Annotated in this window: 14 protein-coding genes; 7 read left to right on the top strand and 7 right to left on the bottom strand. The window is 60.4% G+C overall.

Annotation, left to right across the window (positions count from 1 at the left end):
• Positions 1 to 14: 14 nt before the first annotated feature.
• The 3 genes from AWB64_RS29535 to AWB64_RS29525 all read right to left on the bottom strand — a co-directional run bounded on the left by AWB64_RS29535 (position 15) and on the right by AWB64_RS29525 (position 3,256).
• The gene (locus AWB64_RS29535; protein ID WP_060858968.1) at positions 15 to 1,307 is read right to left on the bottom strand and encodes an MFS transporter; all 1,293 of its coding nucleotides are present in this window, start codon (positions 1,305 to 1,307) and stop codon (positions 15 to 17) included.
• 156 nt (positions 1,308 to 1,463) lie between these two features.
• Entirely contained in the window at positions 1,464 to 2,774 is a 1,311-nt protein-coding gene (locus tag AWB64_RS29530; protein ID WP_060858967.1) for an NAD(P)/FAD-dependent oxidoreductase, read from the bottom strand.
• Entirely contained in the window at positions 2,774 to 3,256 is a 483-nt protein-coding gene (locus AWB64_RS29525; RefSeq protein WP_060858966.1) for a DUF3830 family protein, read from the bottom strand. Before AWB64_RS29525 ends, AWB64_RS29530 begins: the two co-directional genes overlap by 1 nt.
• A 211-nt stretch (positions 3,257 to 3,467) precedes the next feature.
• On the opposite strand from AWB64_RS29525, the gene AWB64_RS29520 reads away from it, so the two are divergent.
• The 5 genes from AWB64_RS29520 (at position 3,468) to AWB64_RS29500 (ending at position 9,323) form a co-directional block, all read left to right on the top strand.
• Positions 3,468 to 4,094, top strand: a complete 627-nt coding sequence (locus AWB64_RS29520; protein WP_060858965.1) for a redoxin domain-containing protein — start codon at positions 3,468 to 3,470, stop codon at positions 4,092 to 4,094.
• Between the two features lie 23 nt (positions 4,095 to 4,117).
• A complete protein-coding gene (locus tag AWB64_RS29515; protein ID WP_060858964.1) occupies positions 4,118 to 6,091 on the top strand; it encodes an alpha/beta hydrolase domain-containing protein in 1,974 nt (657 codons plus the stop codon).
• Positions 6,092 to 6,096: 5 nt separating this feature from the next.
• A complete protein-coding gene (locus AWB64_RS29510; RefSeq protein WP_060858963.1) occupies positions 6,097 to 6,831 on the top strand; it encodes an SDR family NAD(P)-dependent oxidoreductase in 735 nt (244 codons plus the stop codon).
• Between the two features lie 11 nt (positions 6,832 to 6,842).
• The gene (locus AWB64_RS29505; protein ID WP_374728659.1) at positions 6,843 to 8,078 is read left to right on the top strand and encodes a dienelactone hydrolase family protein; all 1,236 of its coding nucleotides are present in this window, start codon (positions 6,843 to 6,845) and stop codon (positions 8,076 to 8,078) included.
• Positions 8,079 to 8,159: 81 nt separating this feature from the next.
• Entirely contained in the window at positions 8,160 to 9,323 is a 1,164-nt protein-coding gene (locus tag AWB64_RS29500) for a pyridoxal phosphate-dependent aminotransferase (protein ID WP_060858961.1), read from the top strand.
• Between the two features lie 73 nt (positions 9,324 to 9,396).
• Here the strand turns inward: AWB64_RS29500 and AWB64_RS29495 are convergent, their stop codons facing one another.
• Positions 9,397 to 10,530 carry a porin gene (locus AWB64_RS29495; protein ID WP_082850679.1) on the bottom strand — a complete coding sequence of 378 codons (1,134 nt, stop codon included), beginning with the start codon at positions 10,528 to 10,530 and terminating at the stop codon, positions 9,397 to 9,399.
• Positions 10,531 to 10,785: 255 nt separating this feature from the next.
• Between AWB64_RS29495 and AWB64_RS29490 the strand changes: the two genes are divergently transcribed.
• A complete protein-coding gene (locus AWB64_RS29490) occupies positions 10,786 to 11,490 on the top strand; it encodes a GntR family transcriptional regulator (RefSeq protein WP_063493301.1) in 705 nt (234 codons plus the stop codon).
• Between the two features lie 324 nt (positions 11,491 to 11,814).
• Here the strand turns inward: AWB64_RS29490 and AWB64_RS31205 are convergent, their stop codons facing one another.
• Both AWB64_RS31205 and AWB64_RS29485 read right to left on the bottom strand, forming a co-directional pair.
• On the bottom strand, positions 11,815 to 12,342 hold the full coding sequence (locus AWB64_RS31205) for a TniQ family protein (protein ID WP_075643374.1): 528 nt from the start codon (positions 12,340 to 12,342) through the stop codon (positions 11,815 to 11,817).
• The gene (locus AWB64_RS29485; RefSeq protein ID WP_060858958.1) at positions 12,320 to 12,751 is read right to left on the bottom strand and encodes a TniB family NTP-binding protein; all 432 of its coding nucleotides are present in this window, start codon (positions 12,749 to 12,751) and stop codon (positions 12,320 to 12,322) included. The genes AWB64_RS31205 and AWB64_RS29485 overlap by 23 nt, the downstream gene beginning before the upstream one ends.
• Before the next feature lie 22 nt (positions 12,752 to 12,773).
• Between AWB64_RS29485 and AWB64_RS31790 the strand changes: the two genes are divergently transcribed.
• Positions 12,774 to 13,304, top strand: a complete 531-nt coding sequence (locus tag AWB64_RS31790) for a hypothetical protein (RefSeq protein ID WP_157766728.1) — start codon at positions 12,774 to 12,776, stop codon at positions 13,302 to 13,304.
• A 378-nt stretch (positions 13,305 to 13,682) separates the two neighbouring features.
• On the opposite strand, the gene AWB64_RS32780 is transcribed toward AWB64_RS31790, so the two are convergent.
• Positions 13,683 to 14,090 carry a DUF995 domain-containing protein gene (locus AWB64_RS32780; RefSeq protein WP_157766727.1) on the bottom strand — a complete coding sequence of 136 codons (408 nt, stop codon included), beginning with the start codon at positions 14,088 to 14,090 and terminating at the stop codon, positions 13,683 to 13,685.
• Positions 14,091 to 14,213 lie beyond the last annotated feature (123 nt).

Here is a 14,213-nt window from a genome sequence, read left to right as displayed (position 1 = left end):
AGAATTCCTCTTTCTTACTTCATGTCGCCGGAGACGTTCGCAGGCATGCCGCGACCGGACGACGATTTCGCCACATCGCCGTTACCCGCCGCGCGCGGATAAGCGCCGAGAAACAGCAGCACACCGGCGCCGACCACGACGATGGCAGCGTTGATGATCAGCACGGCATCGTAGCCATCGAGCATCGAAAGCAGCTTGCTGAAGGAGAACGGCCCGAGTCCCGCGCCCACCGCGAAGCCGATGAAGACACCGCCATAGATGGCCGAATAGGCGCGCATGCCGAAGTAACGCGAGACCAGATAGGCAAGCGCATCGTACTCCACGCCCGAGGACGTCCCGACGATCAGCACCAGCAGCGAAGCTACCCAGAAACTATTCACGCCATGTGCGAGCAACAGGAACGCGACCGCGCAGGGCAAAAGCATCGTGAAGACGACGAGCGGCGCCCAGATGCGATCCAGAAACCATCCCGTGATCAGCCGTCCCAGCACGATGCCGATGCCATACCACGACGCGATGCTCACCGCATCCGACATGCTGAAGCCGGACTTGGTCCAGAAGCGCTCCAGATTCGGCGCGATGCCCGCCAGCGACAGCGACAACAGAAAGAAGCTCGCGCTCAGAATCCAGAAGGCCGGCGTGCGCAAGGCCTGCTTCATCGTGAGTCCAGGCAACGCCGTGGATGCGTCGCTCGTGGCGTTCGCATGGGAACTGTTATCGACGGCCGGCTCGCGAAAGAAGAAGAACGCGATCGGCAACGTGATGACGAGCAGAAATGCGCCGAGGCTCACATACGCCATGCGCCAGCCGAACAGGTTGAGCATGTGAAACGCGTACTGCTTGATGAGCGCGCCGAAGATGCCGGTTCCGACCAGACAGATGCCAAGCGCGATGCCGCGTTTCTCCTTGAAATGCACGACCACGCTCTTGGTCCACGTAACGGGCAGCGTGCCCGCGCCAAGCAAGGTGATGATCGCGAAGATCGTATAAAAGGAAATGATCGAACTCGTCGTGAACGCCAGCAACATCCAGCCGATGGCGAGCCCCACCACCGAACACAGCACGATCTTGCGCGGCCCGATTCGATCCGCCAGCGTGCCGATGGTCGGCCCGAGCAAGCTGGAGCCGAAGAATAGGATCATGAAAGTGATCATGACCTGCGAGTCCGCCCAGCCGAAGGTTTTGGTCAGCGACGGCAGGAACACGCCCGCGCTATATGAGGCCATCGTGGTCAGGCTGGTCCCGATCCCTATCGTCGCCGCGAGGATGATGCCCCAACCCGTTTTGAATTCCCTTGCACCCGACACATCGTTCCCCTTGATCCAATTTAGCGTGAGCGATTGTGGAACAGCTCCGCATCGCGTTGATATTTGATCAAATAATCAAATGATCCGGTTGTATTCTTTTTCGGCAATAAAACGGTGTCAAGAAAAGGTCCCTCGCGTTGCGGATAATTTTGCGTCTCAACGACGCATCGCGTCCTGAATCATGCCGACCGGCAACAGCAATTGCGGCGCATAGCGCGCGACCGCGTGCGCCTTGATCGGCGCTGCGGACATCAGCGGAACCGGCAGGCGCGAGGCATCTCGGTCGACGGTGTAATCGGCTATGCGCTGACCAAGTGTGGTCGTCATCGCGATGCCGCGTCCGTTGCAGCCGATGGGCGCATACCAGTTCGGTCCGACCTCGAACAAGCGTGGCAGAAAATCAGGCGTGAGCGCAGCGCCACCGCGCCAGATGAAGTCGAAACGCACCTCGCCCAGTTGCGGAAAAATCCGCTCCATGCGACGCGCAAGCGAACGCAACAGACGCGGCTCGGCCATCCACTGCGTGAGCGGCGCCATGCCACCCGTGACGATGCGGCCGTCCACCGTGAACCGGAGTGCGAACAAATTATTGCGGGTGTCCGAGAGCGCTTCGTTGCCCTTGAGCATGGCGCGGCGCGCGGCCTGCGGCACGATCGAAGTGGCGAGCTGAAACACTGTCAGCGGCACGACACTGCGCGCGACCGCCGGCGCCAGCGCGCGCCGACCAGAAGGCGCCGCGTTCGTGCATTGCAGAATCGTGGTGGCGCGCACGGTGCCGGTCGGCGTGCGCAGAAGGTAACGGCCGCTCGCTGCATCGATGCGAAGCACCGGGGAATCGATATGGATTCGCGCGCCCTTCGCACTCGCCGTGCGCGCGAGTTCCTGTGTATAGGCAAACGGATTGAGATGGCCGCCGCTTTCGTCGTAGAGCGCGCCGTGGAACCATGCGCTGCCGATGCGCTCGCACGCTTGCGCGCGATCCATCCAGCGCGCACGTGAACCGGCGCGGCTCCAGGCATCCACGCGCGCTTTGAGCCCGTCCACCAGTTCGCCCGCATGCGCGGGATTGATCCAGCCGCCTTGAACGGCATCGCACTTCATGTCGTGACGAGCGATGAGATCGAACACCGCCTGCGCGCCATCCGCGACGAGACGTACGAGACGCGGGCCGTAATCGTCGCCGAGCACGCGCATTACATCGGCCGGGCCGACGCGCGGCAGGCTCGGCACCACGAGTCCGCCATTGCGTCCGGATGCCGCCGTTGCTGGATGCTCCGCTTCCAGCACAGTCACGCTGGCCCCGTTCTCGCGCAACGCCAGCGCGCTGTTGAGACCCATGATGCCCGCGCCGATCACCGCGTAATCGCAGTCGATATCCGCGTCCAGCCGATGGAACGCTGCCGCCGCGCCGGCCGTGGTCGGCCAGTAGTTCTGCCTGAGCGGGCCGCGTGGAGTGTCCGTGCTCATCAGGTCCTCGCGAGACTGAGCGTGCAAGCACCGTTCTTGCGGATGGCGGCACAGCCTGAAGCCAGCGCCTGAAGATCCTGCGGATCGACGCGCGCGACGACATTGCCCGCCAGCCAGCCGATCGGAAATAGCATGCGTCCGCCCGGACCGTAGAAGAAGCCGAGATCGAAGACCGGCTGCGGATTGCCGCCCCACATACGCGCCGGCACGTAGGCCAGCACCAGATCGCCAGCCTGCGGCGTGATCGTGGCGTTTTCCGGCGGCAACGCGCGGGCGTTGCGCGCCGGATCGATCATCGCGGTCGGCACCGGGCAGGAAATCTCCGGGCCGGTCCACATCGCGTGAATGGCGGGAATATCGCGCGGCGTAGCGAGCAAGTCCCACACGAACTCCGCGCTTTCGGGCGCTTGCTGGTCGAGCAAGGTGAAACGGGCTTGCAGGCCGCTGTTTGCTTCGGTCACGACAATACTTCGGGTGGTCATTTTTTCTCCGTGGTAAGGCATGCGGACTGGTTCGCCAAAGCCGCCACATTCGCATGACGATCATTTGATCAAATAATAAAACGTTAAGCAAGAGAATGTCTTGAGCGGGCCTGCTTTTCGACTTCGTTGGTCAAAAGCGCTTGACAGTGGGTTTTATAGCCCCGACACTGTGCGCAGATATCATTTGATCAAATTATTTCGGATGAACCGCATGACACTGACCGTCGGAAGCGCGCTGCCTGATTTCGAGGCGATCTCGTCGCACGGCCCGATGCGCCTGCACGACTGGCTCGGCGGCGAGTGGGCGCTGATCTTCGCGTTCAAGGCGATGTCCCCCACGTGCAGCACCGAGTTCGCCGTGCTCGAAACGCTGCACAAAGCGTACGAGGCGTGCGGCGCGCGCGTGCTCGGCGTATCCATCGACATGGACGAAACGGTCTCCGCGTGGCTCGGCGATTTGCGCGACGCGCTCGATTGCACACCGTCGTTCACGCTCGTCAACGACCCGAGCGGTGCGGTGCCGCGCTTGCTCGGTTTCATCGACGAAACGGCTTCGCAAGCCAGCCTATATCGCACCGCTCTCCTCGTCGCGCCGGATCGCCGCATTGCCATGACGCTGACTTATCCGGTGACGAACGGCCGCAGCTTCAGCGAAATCCTGCGCACCCTGAAGGCGGTGGAACTCACCGCGCAGCGCAAGGTCGCCACATCGTCGACATGGACGGACGGACAGCCCGTGATGCTGCCGCCATCGCTCGCGCAGGAGCAGGCCGAAGCGATGTATCCGCAAGGCGTAAAGGTTCTGCGTCCGTATTTGCGCATCGTCGCGCAGCCGTGAAAAGCGCAGTCCAGGAGAATTCAATGTCAGGTGTAAAGAGATTCGAAGTGCTGTCGCGGCAGCCCGTGTTCGGCGGCATGGTGTTCGGCAAGGACGGCCGGGTCGGTGCATACGAATTGTTGTCGGGCCGCGCGCATTGCGAGATCGACCCGGATGCGCCGCTCAATCGCGGCATCGTCAATCTGACGCGTGCGCCGCGTGCGGCCAACGGACGTGTGCAGTACAGCGTGGACTTTCATGTCTACAAGCCCGTCGATCTGTCGCGCGGCAATGGCTGGCTGTTCTACGAGTACCTGAATCGCGGCACGCAACGCGGCATCGTGCGAATCAACAATGCGCCCGTGGTGGCGCTGCCGTCGACGCCCGATGACATCGGCAATGGCTTTTTGATGCACGAAGGTTACGCGATCGTCTGGACCGCCTGGCAAGGCAATGTCGAGCCGGGCGGCGGACGCATGCTCGCGCAATTTCCGGTGGCGACCGAAAACGGCCAGCCGATCACCGGCACGGGCTGGGAAGAGTTCGTGCTCGATGCGCCCGATTCCATTCGTGGCGCTATCGTGCAGGAGATAGATGGCGAGCGCACTGTGATGACGCTGTCCTACCCCGCGGCAAGCACGGAACCCGCCCGCGCGACGCTCACCGCGCGCCAGCGCGAAAGCGACGCGCGCACGCCCGCGCCCGGCATCGAATGGCGCTTTCTGGATCGAAACACCATCGAGGTCCGGCGTCTGCCGCATTGCAAGCTGGATCGCGGCGCGATCTTCGAGTTCATCTACGAAGCGCAAGATCCGGTGGTGATGGGTCTCGGCTATGCGAGCGTGCGCGACGTGATGGCCTTCCTGAAATACGAATCGCACGACAGCGAAGGTACGCCCAATCCGCTTTGGCCGGAGGATGCCGCGCCTCGTTCTCGCGCGCTCGGCTTCGGTCTTTCGCAAAGCGGGCGCGTGCTGCGCGACTTCATCCATCAAGGCTTCAACGAGACGCTCGATTCACGCATCGTCTTCGATGCCGCTGTGCCGATCATTTCCGGCTCGCGTCGTGCGTGGGTCAACGCGGCATTCTCGCAGCCGGGCCGCTACTCGCGTCAGCACGAAGACCACAGCTATCCGGGCGACCAGTTTCCCTTCGCCTATCAAACACTCACGGACCCGATCAGCGGAAACACCGACGGCATTCTCGCGCGCGCGGAGGCATCGAACACGGTGCCGAAAATCATGCAGATGGACACCGACTCCGAAGCATGGTCGGCGCGCGCATCGCTGGTCGCGACCGATTGCGAAGGCCGCGATCTGCCCGGGCATCCGGACGTGCGCCTGTATCTCACGACCGGTATCGCGCATGGCGACTATCCGTTGCCGAAGTCGAAGGTCACGCGCCATGCCACCAATCCGCTCACGTATGGCGCCATACTGCGCGCGCTGGTCGTGGCCATGCGTGAATGGGTCGATGAAGACATCGCGCCTCCTCCAAGCGCTTTTCCCTCGCATGCGGACGGCACATGGTGGACGCGGGATCGATTCGACGAACGCTTCGAAGCGACGACTGGCATCGACAGTCCACGTGTCATCAACGAATTGCATTTGCTCGATCATTCGCAGGTTCCGCCCCGGCCGGGACCGCGTTATCCCGTGTTCGTCCCCGCCGTCGATAGCGATGGAAACGGCAGCGCGGGCGTGCGTCATCCGTTCGTCCAGGCGCCGCTCGGCACGCATGCGGGCTGGGCGCCACGCGCCGAAGGCTTCGCGCCGGGCGGCCTGTATAGCGTCTACGGTTCGTACATTCCGTTCGCGCGTAATGGCGTGCGCCCGGCCGACATTGAAAACGACCGACGTCCCGCGTTCGAGGCCCGCTACGCAAACACCGATGCGTGGCGCAGCGCGTTGCTCGCCGCTGCTGCATCGCTGGTCGAACAACGTTTCATGCTCGCCGACGACGCCGCGCGACTCGCCGCCGAACTCGATTGCGCCAACGATATTTTCCACATCATCTGACTCTTATGATCGATCACAACACTGTCGCGCTCGTCACCGGTGCCGATCGCGGGCTGGGCGCGATGTTCGTCGAAACCTTGGTCGCGCGCGGCGCGGGCAAGGTGTACGCAGCCACGCATCGCCCTGCCGATGCGAACGCTTTTCAGAACCCGCGTGTCGTACCGGTCACGCTCGATGTCACGAATCCGGAAGATGTGAAACGCGTAGCGGCGATCGCATCCGACGTGACCTTGCTCATCAATAACGCGGGCGTGAACACACAAACGGGCGCGCTGCACGCAAATCAGCCCGATCGCGCACGCCTCGAAATGGAAGTGAATTTCTTCGCGACGATCGCGATGGCCAATGCCTTCGCGCCGCATCTGATCGCATCGCGCGGCACGATGGTCAACATCCTGTCGGTGCTCGCGCGCGTGAGCCTGCCCGCGATGACATCGCTATGCGCATCCAAGGCGGCGGGCTTGCGGCTCACCGAAGGGCTCGATGCCGAACTCGCGCCGCAAGGCGTACGCGCCTACGCGGTGATGCCCGGCGCCATCGACACGGACATGAGCCGCGATTACGTCGGCGATAAACTCACCACGCGCGAAGTCGTCGATGCCACGCTCGATGCGATTGGCGGTGCGCCGCGCGAAATCTATATCGGTGCAATGGCGCAAGGCGTGGCCGGCATGCTGGCCGCGGATCGCTCCACACTGCACGCGCAAATTCTCGGCGGCGCGCAAGCGCAGCCTCAATGAGCGGGGAACGCATGAGTCAAATGATCGAAATCAAGAGCCATGATGGTCGGAGTTTCGCGGCATACAAAGCCGTTCCCGCGCAAGGCTCCGGACCTGGGCTCGTCTTGCTGCAAGAGATTTTCGGCATCAACGCGTACATGAAAAGCATGGCGGATCGCTTTGCGGAAGAAGGCTATGTCGTGCTCGTGCCGGATCTCTTCTGGCGCATGGAGCCGGGCGTGGTGCTCGGCTACGAAGAGGAAGACTTCGCGAAAGCGCTGGGCTTCAACGGGCGCATGGATATCGACCTCGCCGTGCGCGATATCGAATCCACGCTCGATGCCATGCGCATGCAGCCGGAACATGCGGGCAAGATCGGCGCGCTCGGCTATTGCCTCGGCGGCAAGCTCGCGATGCTCGCCGCCGCGCGCACGCAGATCGACTGTGCGGTGAGTTACTACGGCGTCGGACTCGATGCCTTCCTCGACGAGGTGCCCGCCGTTCAGTGTCCGATGGTCTTTCACTTCGCCGGCGACGATGCATTCTGTCCGCTCGACGCGCGCGAAGCGATCATGCGTGCGCTGGCGAACAATCCTGGCGTCGAACAATACGTGTATCCGGGATGCGATCACGCCTTTGCATCGCCAGGGCGCGCGCACTTCGACAAGCCTGCAACCACGATGGCCTACTCGCGGTCGCTTGCGCTGTTGCGCAAGGTCATGGGTCCGGTCCACGACCTGAACGCGCTGTGGGAGCGTCACTGCTATTACGAATTCGCCACCCGCGATGTCGATGCCGTCATGCCCACCATGGTTGCCGATCCCTACGTCAATCATGTTCCCACGATGACGGGCGGCGTCGGACACGACCAGCTCAAGCGCTTCTACAAGTACCACTTCGTCGATGCGAACCCCGCGGACACGCGCCTCATTCCGGTGTCGCGGACCATCGGCTCGGATCGTATCGTCGATGAATTCGTGTTCTGCGCGACACACGACCGCGAGATCGACTGGCTGCTGCCGGGACTCGCGCCCACCGGAAAGTACTTCGAGATTCCGATGCTGGCGGTGGTCTGCTTTCGCGGCGACAAGCTCTACAACGAGCATATCTACTGGGATCAGGCCTCCGTGCTCGTTCAGATCGGCGTGCTGGATCCGAAGGGCTTGCCCGTCGCCGGAATCGAAACGGCAAAGAAGATGATCGACGAGAGCGTGCCGAGCAACACGCTCATGCGCAACTGGGCATCGAGTGAAGGCAGGCCCGTCTGATCCGCACGCCGCATTCACCATCGCTTTCGAACGGCCCGCGTTGTTCGCGACACGGGCCATGACACTGTTAAAGCCAACGCCATGAAACTCGCCAAACGCATCACCGAAACATCGAAGAAGTCGTACGGCATGTACGAAAAAGCTCGTAACCTGCCCGGCGACACGTCCGATGTGATTCACCTCGAACTCGGCTGCCCGCACGCGGACACGCCGATGCCCATCAAGCAAGCCACCATCGACGCACTGCTGCGCGGCGACGTTCACTACAGCGACATGCGCGGCTTGCCCGCGCTGCGGCAGGCACTTGCCGAGAAGCTGCGCACGCGCAACAAGCTCGACGTGACCGAAAACGATGTTCTCGTAACGAACGGCCTCACGCATGCTTCGTTTGCGGCGTTCTTCGCGCTCATCGATCAGGGCGACGAAGTCATTCTGCTGGCGCCGTACTATCCGCAGCACATCGGCAAGATCGAAATGGCCGGCGGCAAACCGGTGATCGTCGATCTGGATCGAAAGAATTTTTCAATCGACCCCGCTGCGATCGAGCGCGCCATCACGCCGAAGACTCGCGCGATTGTGATCGTCAATCCGGCCAATCCGACCGGTCGCGTCTACACCCGCGACGAACTGAGCGCGCTCGCGGATATCGCGATTCGCCACGATCTCGCGGTGCTTTCCGATGAAGTTTACGAAGAGATCGTCTACGACGATGCGCGTCATGTAAGCATCGGTTCGTTGCCGGGCATGAAAGAGCGCACGCTCTCGATGTTCGCCTTCACCAAGTCGCACGCGATGGACGGCTGGCGCGTCGGTTTCATGACCGCTCCAGCCGACGCGATGCCCGCCTTGATCAAGATCACCGCCAACGATGTCACGCACGTCAACACGTTCATTCAGGCCGGCGCGCTGGCAGCCGTGAGCGGCGACCGCGCGATGCTCGAACGGCTGGTCGGTGAAGATGCGCAGAAGCGCGCGATCGTCGTGGAGAGTCTCAATGCCATGCGCAATGTGAAGTGCACGTCGCCGGAAGGCACGATTTACGCATTTCCGGATATCAGCGCGACAGGTTTGTCGGCTCAGGAATGCGCGGACCGAATCCTCAACGAAGCGCGGGTCGTCGTGGAAGCAGGCAGCTTCTATGGGGCAGCGGGCGAAGGCCATCTGCGCGTGTGCTTCGGCTCGGAATCGAAGGAGCGAATCGTCGAGGCGATGCAGCGCCTGCACACATTCTTCGATAAGCTCTGAGATATATTAAATGTAGTACTAAATAAAAAGGCCGATAATCAATCGGCCTTTTTTGTGCTTGTATTGCAATCTCTCAGAAGCGATGACGAATGCCGACATCCCCGACGATCTGATTCGGGCTCGACGATGTGCCAATACCGATGATCGAGGCGCGAGCGTCATGTCCCTGCATATGCTCAGCAAGCACCATCGCATATACGTCGGTGCGCTTGGACAGCGCGTAGTCGAGCGTCGTGCTCAACTGATTGAATCGCGTGGAGCCGAGCGTCGTAAGCGTGTAGCCGGTGGCTGCGGTCAGCGAAGGCGTGAAGGAATACGTCACGCCAAGTTGTCCGTTGCGAAACAGCGCATTCTCCACGCCTGCGCTACGAATGCCCGCGTATAGCGACTGCGTGTACATCGCATAGACGAAGGTCTTCTCGAAGCGATAGCTCGTCGCCACGCCCAACGTTCGCAAATAGCTTCCGCCCAGCACCGTGCGGCCCGTCGGCTGCCCGTAAATCGACGATATATCCAGCAGCGAGGACGTGCCGGCCACTTCCGTATAAGCCGCCGCAATGTTCCAGGCGCCTGCCGTGTAGCTCGCCGAATAGCTGTAAGAGCGGCCATTGCCGTTGATGTCGCCCGCGAGGTTGGAGAAACCGTACTGTGCGCCGAACTGAAGTCCGCTCCACACCGGCGTCAGATACTGAACCGAATTCGGCACACGCTGCGCGTTCGCACGGTCATTGGCGAACGGGTGATCCGAGAACTGTCCGAGGAACCACGTCGACGTTTCATACATGCCGAGCGTCAGACCCATGAAGTCATACTGATTACCGAAGGTCAGTGTGCCCCAGCGCTTGTCCCTCAGCCCGACGTAGGCCTGGCGGCCGAACAGCTTGCCGCCCTGCCCCAATGCGCCGGTGGTCGTGCTATAGCCGTTCTCCAGCACGAAGATGGCGCTCGTGCCGCCGCCCAGATCCTCGACCCCCCGAAAGCCAAGCCGATTGGCCTGCATCACCGAGTTGGTCGCCATCCAGTCCGTCTTCCCGCCGACGTTGCTGACATAGGCAACGCCGGCATCGACGATCCCGTACAACGTAACCGAGCTTTGCGCGCGCGCCTGCATCGGCACGCAGAGCGCGGCGCATGAGCCGAAGACCGCAAGCGCCGCGAGCCATGCGGGACGGGGCGATGGAGTTCTTGAAGTAGTGGTTATGATCATAGGGCCAGGAGTGTGAACGATGGGTTGTGGGTCAAACGCGCACCATCACAACTGGGCTCTGGCGGCGCTCCATCAATTGATCAAATAATCAAATGATTGAGCAGATTTTTCTGGTGCCAAAATTTCTTGTCAAGCAGCGAAGTTCAGCTTCACAACAGCGATTCAATTGGCTTATCGGCGCATTCCGCCGTGCACCGAGAACTGGTACCATAATCGCGCCAACCAACAGAAATGATCGATTGATCACACAACACCATGACCGAGCACTTCACGCGCGTCGTGAAACGATCCACCATGCAGGAGTCGATCTATGCGCAACTGCGCGCGTCGCTGATGCAGGGTCGCTTCGAGCCTGGCCGTCAGCTTACGGTCGCGACGCTGGCCGAAGCCTTCGGTTCCAGCGCCATGCCGGTGCGTGAAGCGTTGCGTCAGCTCGTGGTGGAGAACGGTCTGGTCGCACTGCCGAACGGAACCATTCAGGTTCCCGAGATCAGCAAGAAGCATCTGCGCGATCTGTGCGATGCACGCATTGCGCTGGAAGGTCTGGCAACTGAAATGGCCGCAAAGCATATCGATGAACCGGCGGTGCGCCGCCTACGCCGCCTGATTTCGGAGCATGAACTTGCCATCAAACACGATGGCATTCATGAAAGTCTTGTCAAGAACCAGGAGTTCCACTTCCTGATCTATCGTGCATCCGGCTCGACGGTGCTTCCCCCACTCATCGAAACGGTCTGGTTGCAGTGCGGGCCTTACATGCGGGTCATCACCGAAGAAGTCGAACGTGATGAAAAGGTGCCCTATAACACGGCGGGCACGGACTTGCATCATGTCGTCGTGGACGCGCTGGAAGCGCACAACGCATCGGCTGCGCGCAAGGCGATGGAAAAAGATATCCGGATGTCGTTCGACTTTCTGATCAAAACCATCGAAAAGCGAGAGGTTTTGGCTGCCGGATAGGGACGCAGCTTAGACTGGGCCGATTGCTCCCGCTCGACGCGATGACGTATTTCAGCCGTGAAACGGTGCTTGACCAGATTGCAGGAGAACGCACAACGAGCCGTAACGATCGAAGCGTTACGCGTTGCAACGGTTCTATGGTCAACACCGTGTTGACCAACGTGTTCATGCTTTGACTTCACCTGAAAGAGGGCAATGTGCCCGTTTTGGACAGCTTACTGACGCGTGAAATCGAATCAGATACGCAGCGGTGCAAATGGTGTTGGAGATCATTAATTTTGCTAGCGGTGTTCATAGGAGCGCTAATGCGGTCCATTAATTCTGCTAGCGCCGCCGACCGGTATCCGCAAACAAGCGTCTCTCGCGGTAGCGGCTGATCGCCCGATGCGCAGCATCGAAATGCTTTGATACCCTGAACACGGACGCCGGAACCGTTTCCAACAGCTTGTGGTGTACGCTGCAGAATTCAACTGTTGGATCAAGCCACTCGCGTTTCCAACGGGGAGCCGACACATCTGCATCATTTAGCACGAAGCATCTAAAGCAGTAAGGCATGCAGCGACGGTCGGCAAGCCATGCTGGCGGCGTCTGTATGTGGCTCAACCTGGCAACATCAAGACGCGCGAGCGTCGCGAATTGCTGCAGTGTAAAAGGCGATATTGTCGGGAAGAGTATCCATCCTGCGCTTCCCAGCACGGGCATCTCTTCTGAAACGCTGATTTCCCAAAGCGCCCCAACGCTGACCTGATAGCGTGCCGCCACCCTGCCAAGCCAGCTCCCGAAAGCCTCTTCATAGAAGGGCCTTGGAGCGACCGGCCAGAGACCCGAGTTACTGCGTGATTCGGCAGGCATGCTCAAGGTGCGTCATATAGATCAATTCGTCGCCGTTGCGAATCGCCAGCTCCGCGGCGTTGTTCAGCAGCGAAGATATTTCGCCGGTTAGTCCTCCAGTCGCACTCAAGACGAACTGAACAATCTCGCGTCTACTGAGATCCGAAGGTTTGCGCAGTGGAAGCACCCGTTCAAACGCGGCGAGCAGCCGTCGTAGACCTTCGCTTTCGCGCCAGCGCGGAATCTCAAATGGCGTATAACGGCTGATCATCTGAGTATCGGTTTGAAACGCCAATACAGCATCGCGTGTTCCGACCATAACCATACTGATCTGTAGGTCATTCGCGAGGAATTTAAGACGGTTCAGAGCCGCACGCTGCTCGCGATAGCTACCCGCCAGCAGGTGATGGACCTCGTCGACAACCAGCATCCGTGGAGATACGCGTCTGAGGATGTCACAAGCTAACCGCTCCAAAGAGGCCAACCAGGTAACAAATTTTGTTACCCCCGAGGGTAACAAGGTAACAACGCACCGCAAGTTAACGAAATTTGTTACCTCAAAGGGCGAACAGACCACGATTTCCTTAACGAATTTGAAGATCCGCGAGCGTCTTTCCGAGGTCGATTGGGCCGATTCGTTCGACTGGTCCAAGGAAGGACAAGAGGCTCGCGCCCGGCGTGCGTGTGAAATGCTCGGCTGGGAGATGGTGATCGCGGACCATGTGGATGATGGCCAATGGGGCGGCTTTCAAGTCCGGATCAACGAGTACATGGGCAACGGGCTTCACGAAGGTGCTGTCGCCGGCGAGTTCGGGTTTGAGCTGTATTCGGTCGACATGCTGCGCCTGGCCCGCGACCACATCACCGGTTGGGACCGCGAAGACACGTTCGACGGCTCCCAAACAAAACCGATCGAGATCCCGGAGGCGCTCATTGGAGTGCTGGCCTATCCTCTGTTCGAATATCAGCAGCGTCCGCAATAGCTTCGAGCAGATGTTCGAACAGAGTCACTTAAAGCGACTCTGTTCTTCAACTCGCGCAACCCCAGCCGGCGGTGGGCAATAACACCGGCATCTGTCGACGTAATGTGACCAGACGAAGACGGGAGTCCATCTTCGAGTGGCATCGCTCTCCCCTGGCAGCGGCCGGCAGACATCACGATCAAGCCGCGGCCGGTTTTCGGCCACACCACTCCCCAGCACTCAGGTGGGATAAAACAGGTGCATCTGCCGACGTATGTGGCTTGGCGGGGAGGCCTTGCAGACATGCTTCCACTCCTCCTCATGCAACGGGCGGCAGTACTTACCCAGTTGGGTTTCATTCTGCAATGCAGGTCGTACAAACGAGCCGGCAAACGTTTTTCAGTGGGACGTCGAATCGGCTTCCGATGCGGCCGTTGTCTCTTGACGACGCACGGGCCTAAGCTCTCCGCTCTCAGCATCTCGCCGAAGCTTAGAACACCAAACGTGTTCACCCCCTAGATCCAGCGACCATTCTTCAGTCACACACACCCTACCCTCGTCTGAGACAGTCCAATGCCCTGGCGCTCGATGGCTTTCCCAGCGGGAGTGCGCGCGCGGATTGATGTACGCGTCGATTGATCCGTCAGCATGAAAACTAATCGACTTAGGGCCGCCGTTGTGCCGAATCCAATGGATTGTCGACCCTGGCAAAATCTGTCGAATTTCCGATGCGCTCAGCGCGGCGTCGGCGCCAAACGCCGAAGATAAAGGGATTACGAAAGCGAAACCGAGCAAAAGGCGTTTCATCGCATCCTCCGACGGAAAATTACAGGTAGGCAAATGCGATTGCCCTTACGCGCCCTGCTTCATTGCCGAGTTCAACCGGCGTTTCGGCAAGCCACCGAAGAGCGACTATGACGCGCACCGGCC

Source organism: Caballeronia sordidicola (assembly GCF_001544455.2).
GTDB lineage: Bacteria > Pseudomonadota > Gammaproteobacteria > Burkholderiales > Burkholderiaceae > Caballeronia > Caballeronia sordidicola.
This window is presented reverse-complemented; position numbering and strand designations above follow the sequence as displayed.

Bases quoted from the DNA above. Each gene is read 5' to 3' on its own strand.
- AWB64_RS29530 (WP_060858967.1), bottom strand. From the start codon at position 2,774: ATGAGCACGGACACTCCACGCGGCCCGCTCAGGCAGAACTACTGGCCG.
- AWB64_RS29525 (WP_060858966.1), bottom strand. From the start codon at position 3,256: ATGACCACCCGAAGTATTGTCGTGACCGAAGCAAACAGCGGCCTGCAA.
- AWB64_RS29520 (WP_060858965.1), top strand. From the start codon at position 3,468: ATGACACTGACCGTCGGAAGCGCGCTGCCTGATTTCGAGGCGATCTCG.
- AWB64_RS29515 (WP_060858964.1), top strand. From the start codon at position 4,118: ATGTCAGGTGTAAAGAGATTCGAAGTGCTGTCGCGGCAGCCCGTGTTC.
- AWB64_RS29510 (WP_060858963.1), top strand. From the start codon at position 6,097: ATGATCGATCACAACACTGTCGCGCTCGTCACCGGTGCCGATCGCGGG.
- AWB64_RS29505 (WP_374728659.1), top strand. From the start codon at position 6,843: ATGAGTCAAATGATCGAAATCAAGAGCCATGATGGTCGGAGTTTCGCG.
- AWB64_RS29500 (WP_060858961.1), top strand. From the start codon at position 8,160: ATGAAACTCGCCAAACGCATCACCGAAACATCGAAGAAGTCGTACGGC.
- AWB64_RS29495 (WP_082850679.1), bottom strand. From the start codon at position 10,530: ATGATCATAACCACTACTTCAAGAACTCCATCGCCCCGTCCCGCATGG.
- AWB64_RS29490 (WP_063493301.1), top strand. From the start codon at position 10,786: ATGACCGAGCACTTCACGCGCGTCGTGAAACGATCCACCATGCAGGAG.
- AWB64_RS31205 (WP_075643374.1), bottom strand. From the start codon at position 12,342: ATGCCTGCCGAATCACGCAGTAACTCGGGTCTCTGGCCGGTCGCTCCA.
- AWB64_RS29485 (WP_060858958.1), bottom strand. From the start codon at position 12,751: ATGCTGGTTGTCGACGAGGTCCATCACCTGCTGGCGGGTAGCTATCGC.
- AWB64_RS31790 (WP_157766728.1), top strand. From the start codon at position 12,774: ATGTCACAAGCTAACCGCTCCAAAGAGGCCAACCAGGTAACAAATTTT.
- AWB64_RS32780 (WP_157766727.1), bottom strand. From the start codon at position 14,090: ATGAAACGCCTTTTGCTCGGTTTCGCTTTCGTAATCCCTTTATCTTCG.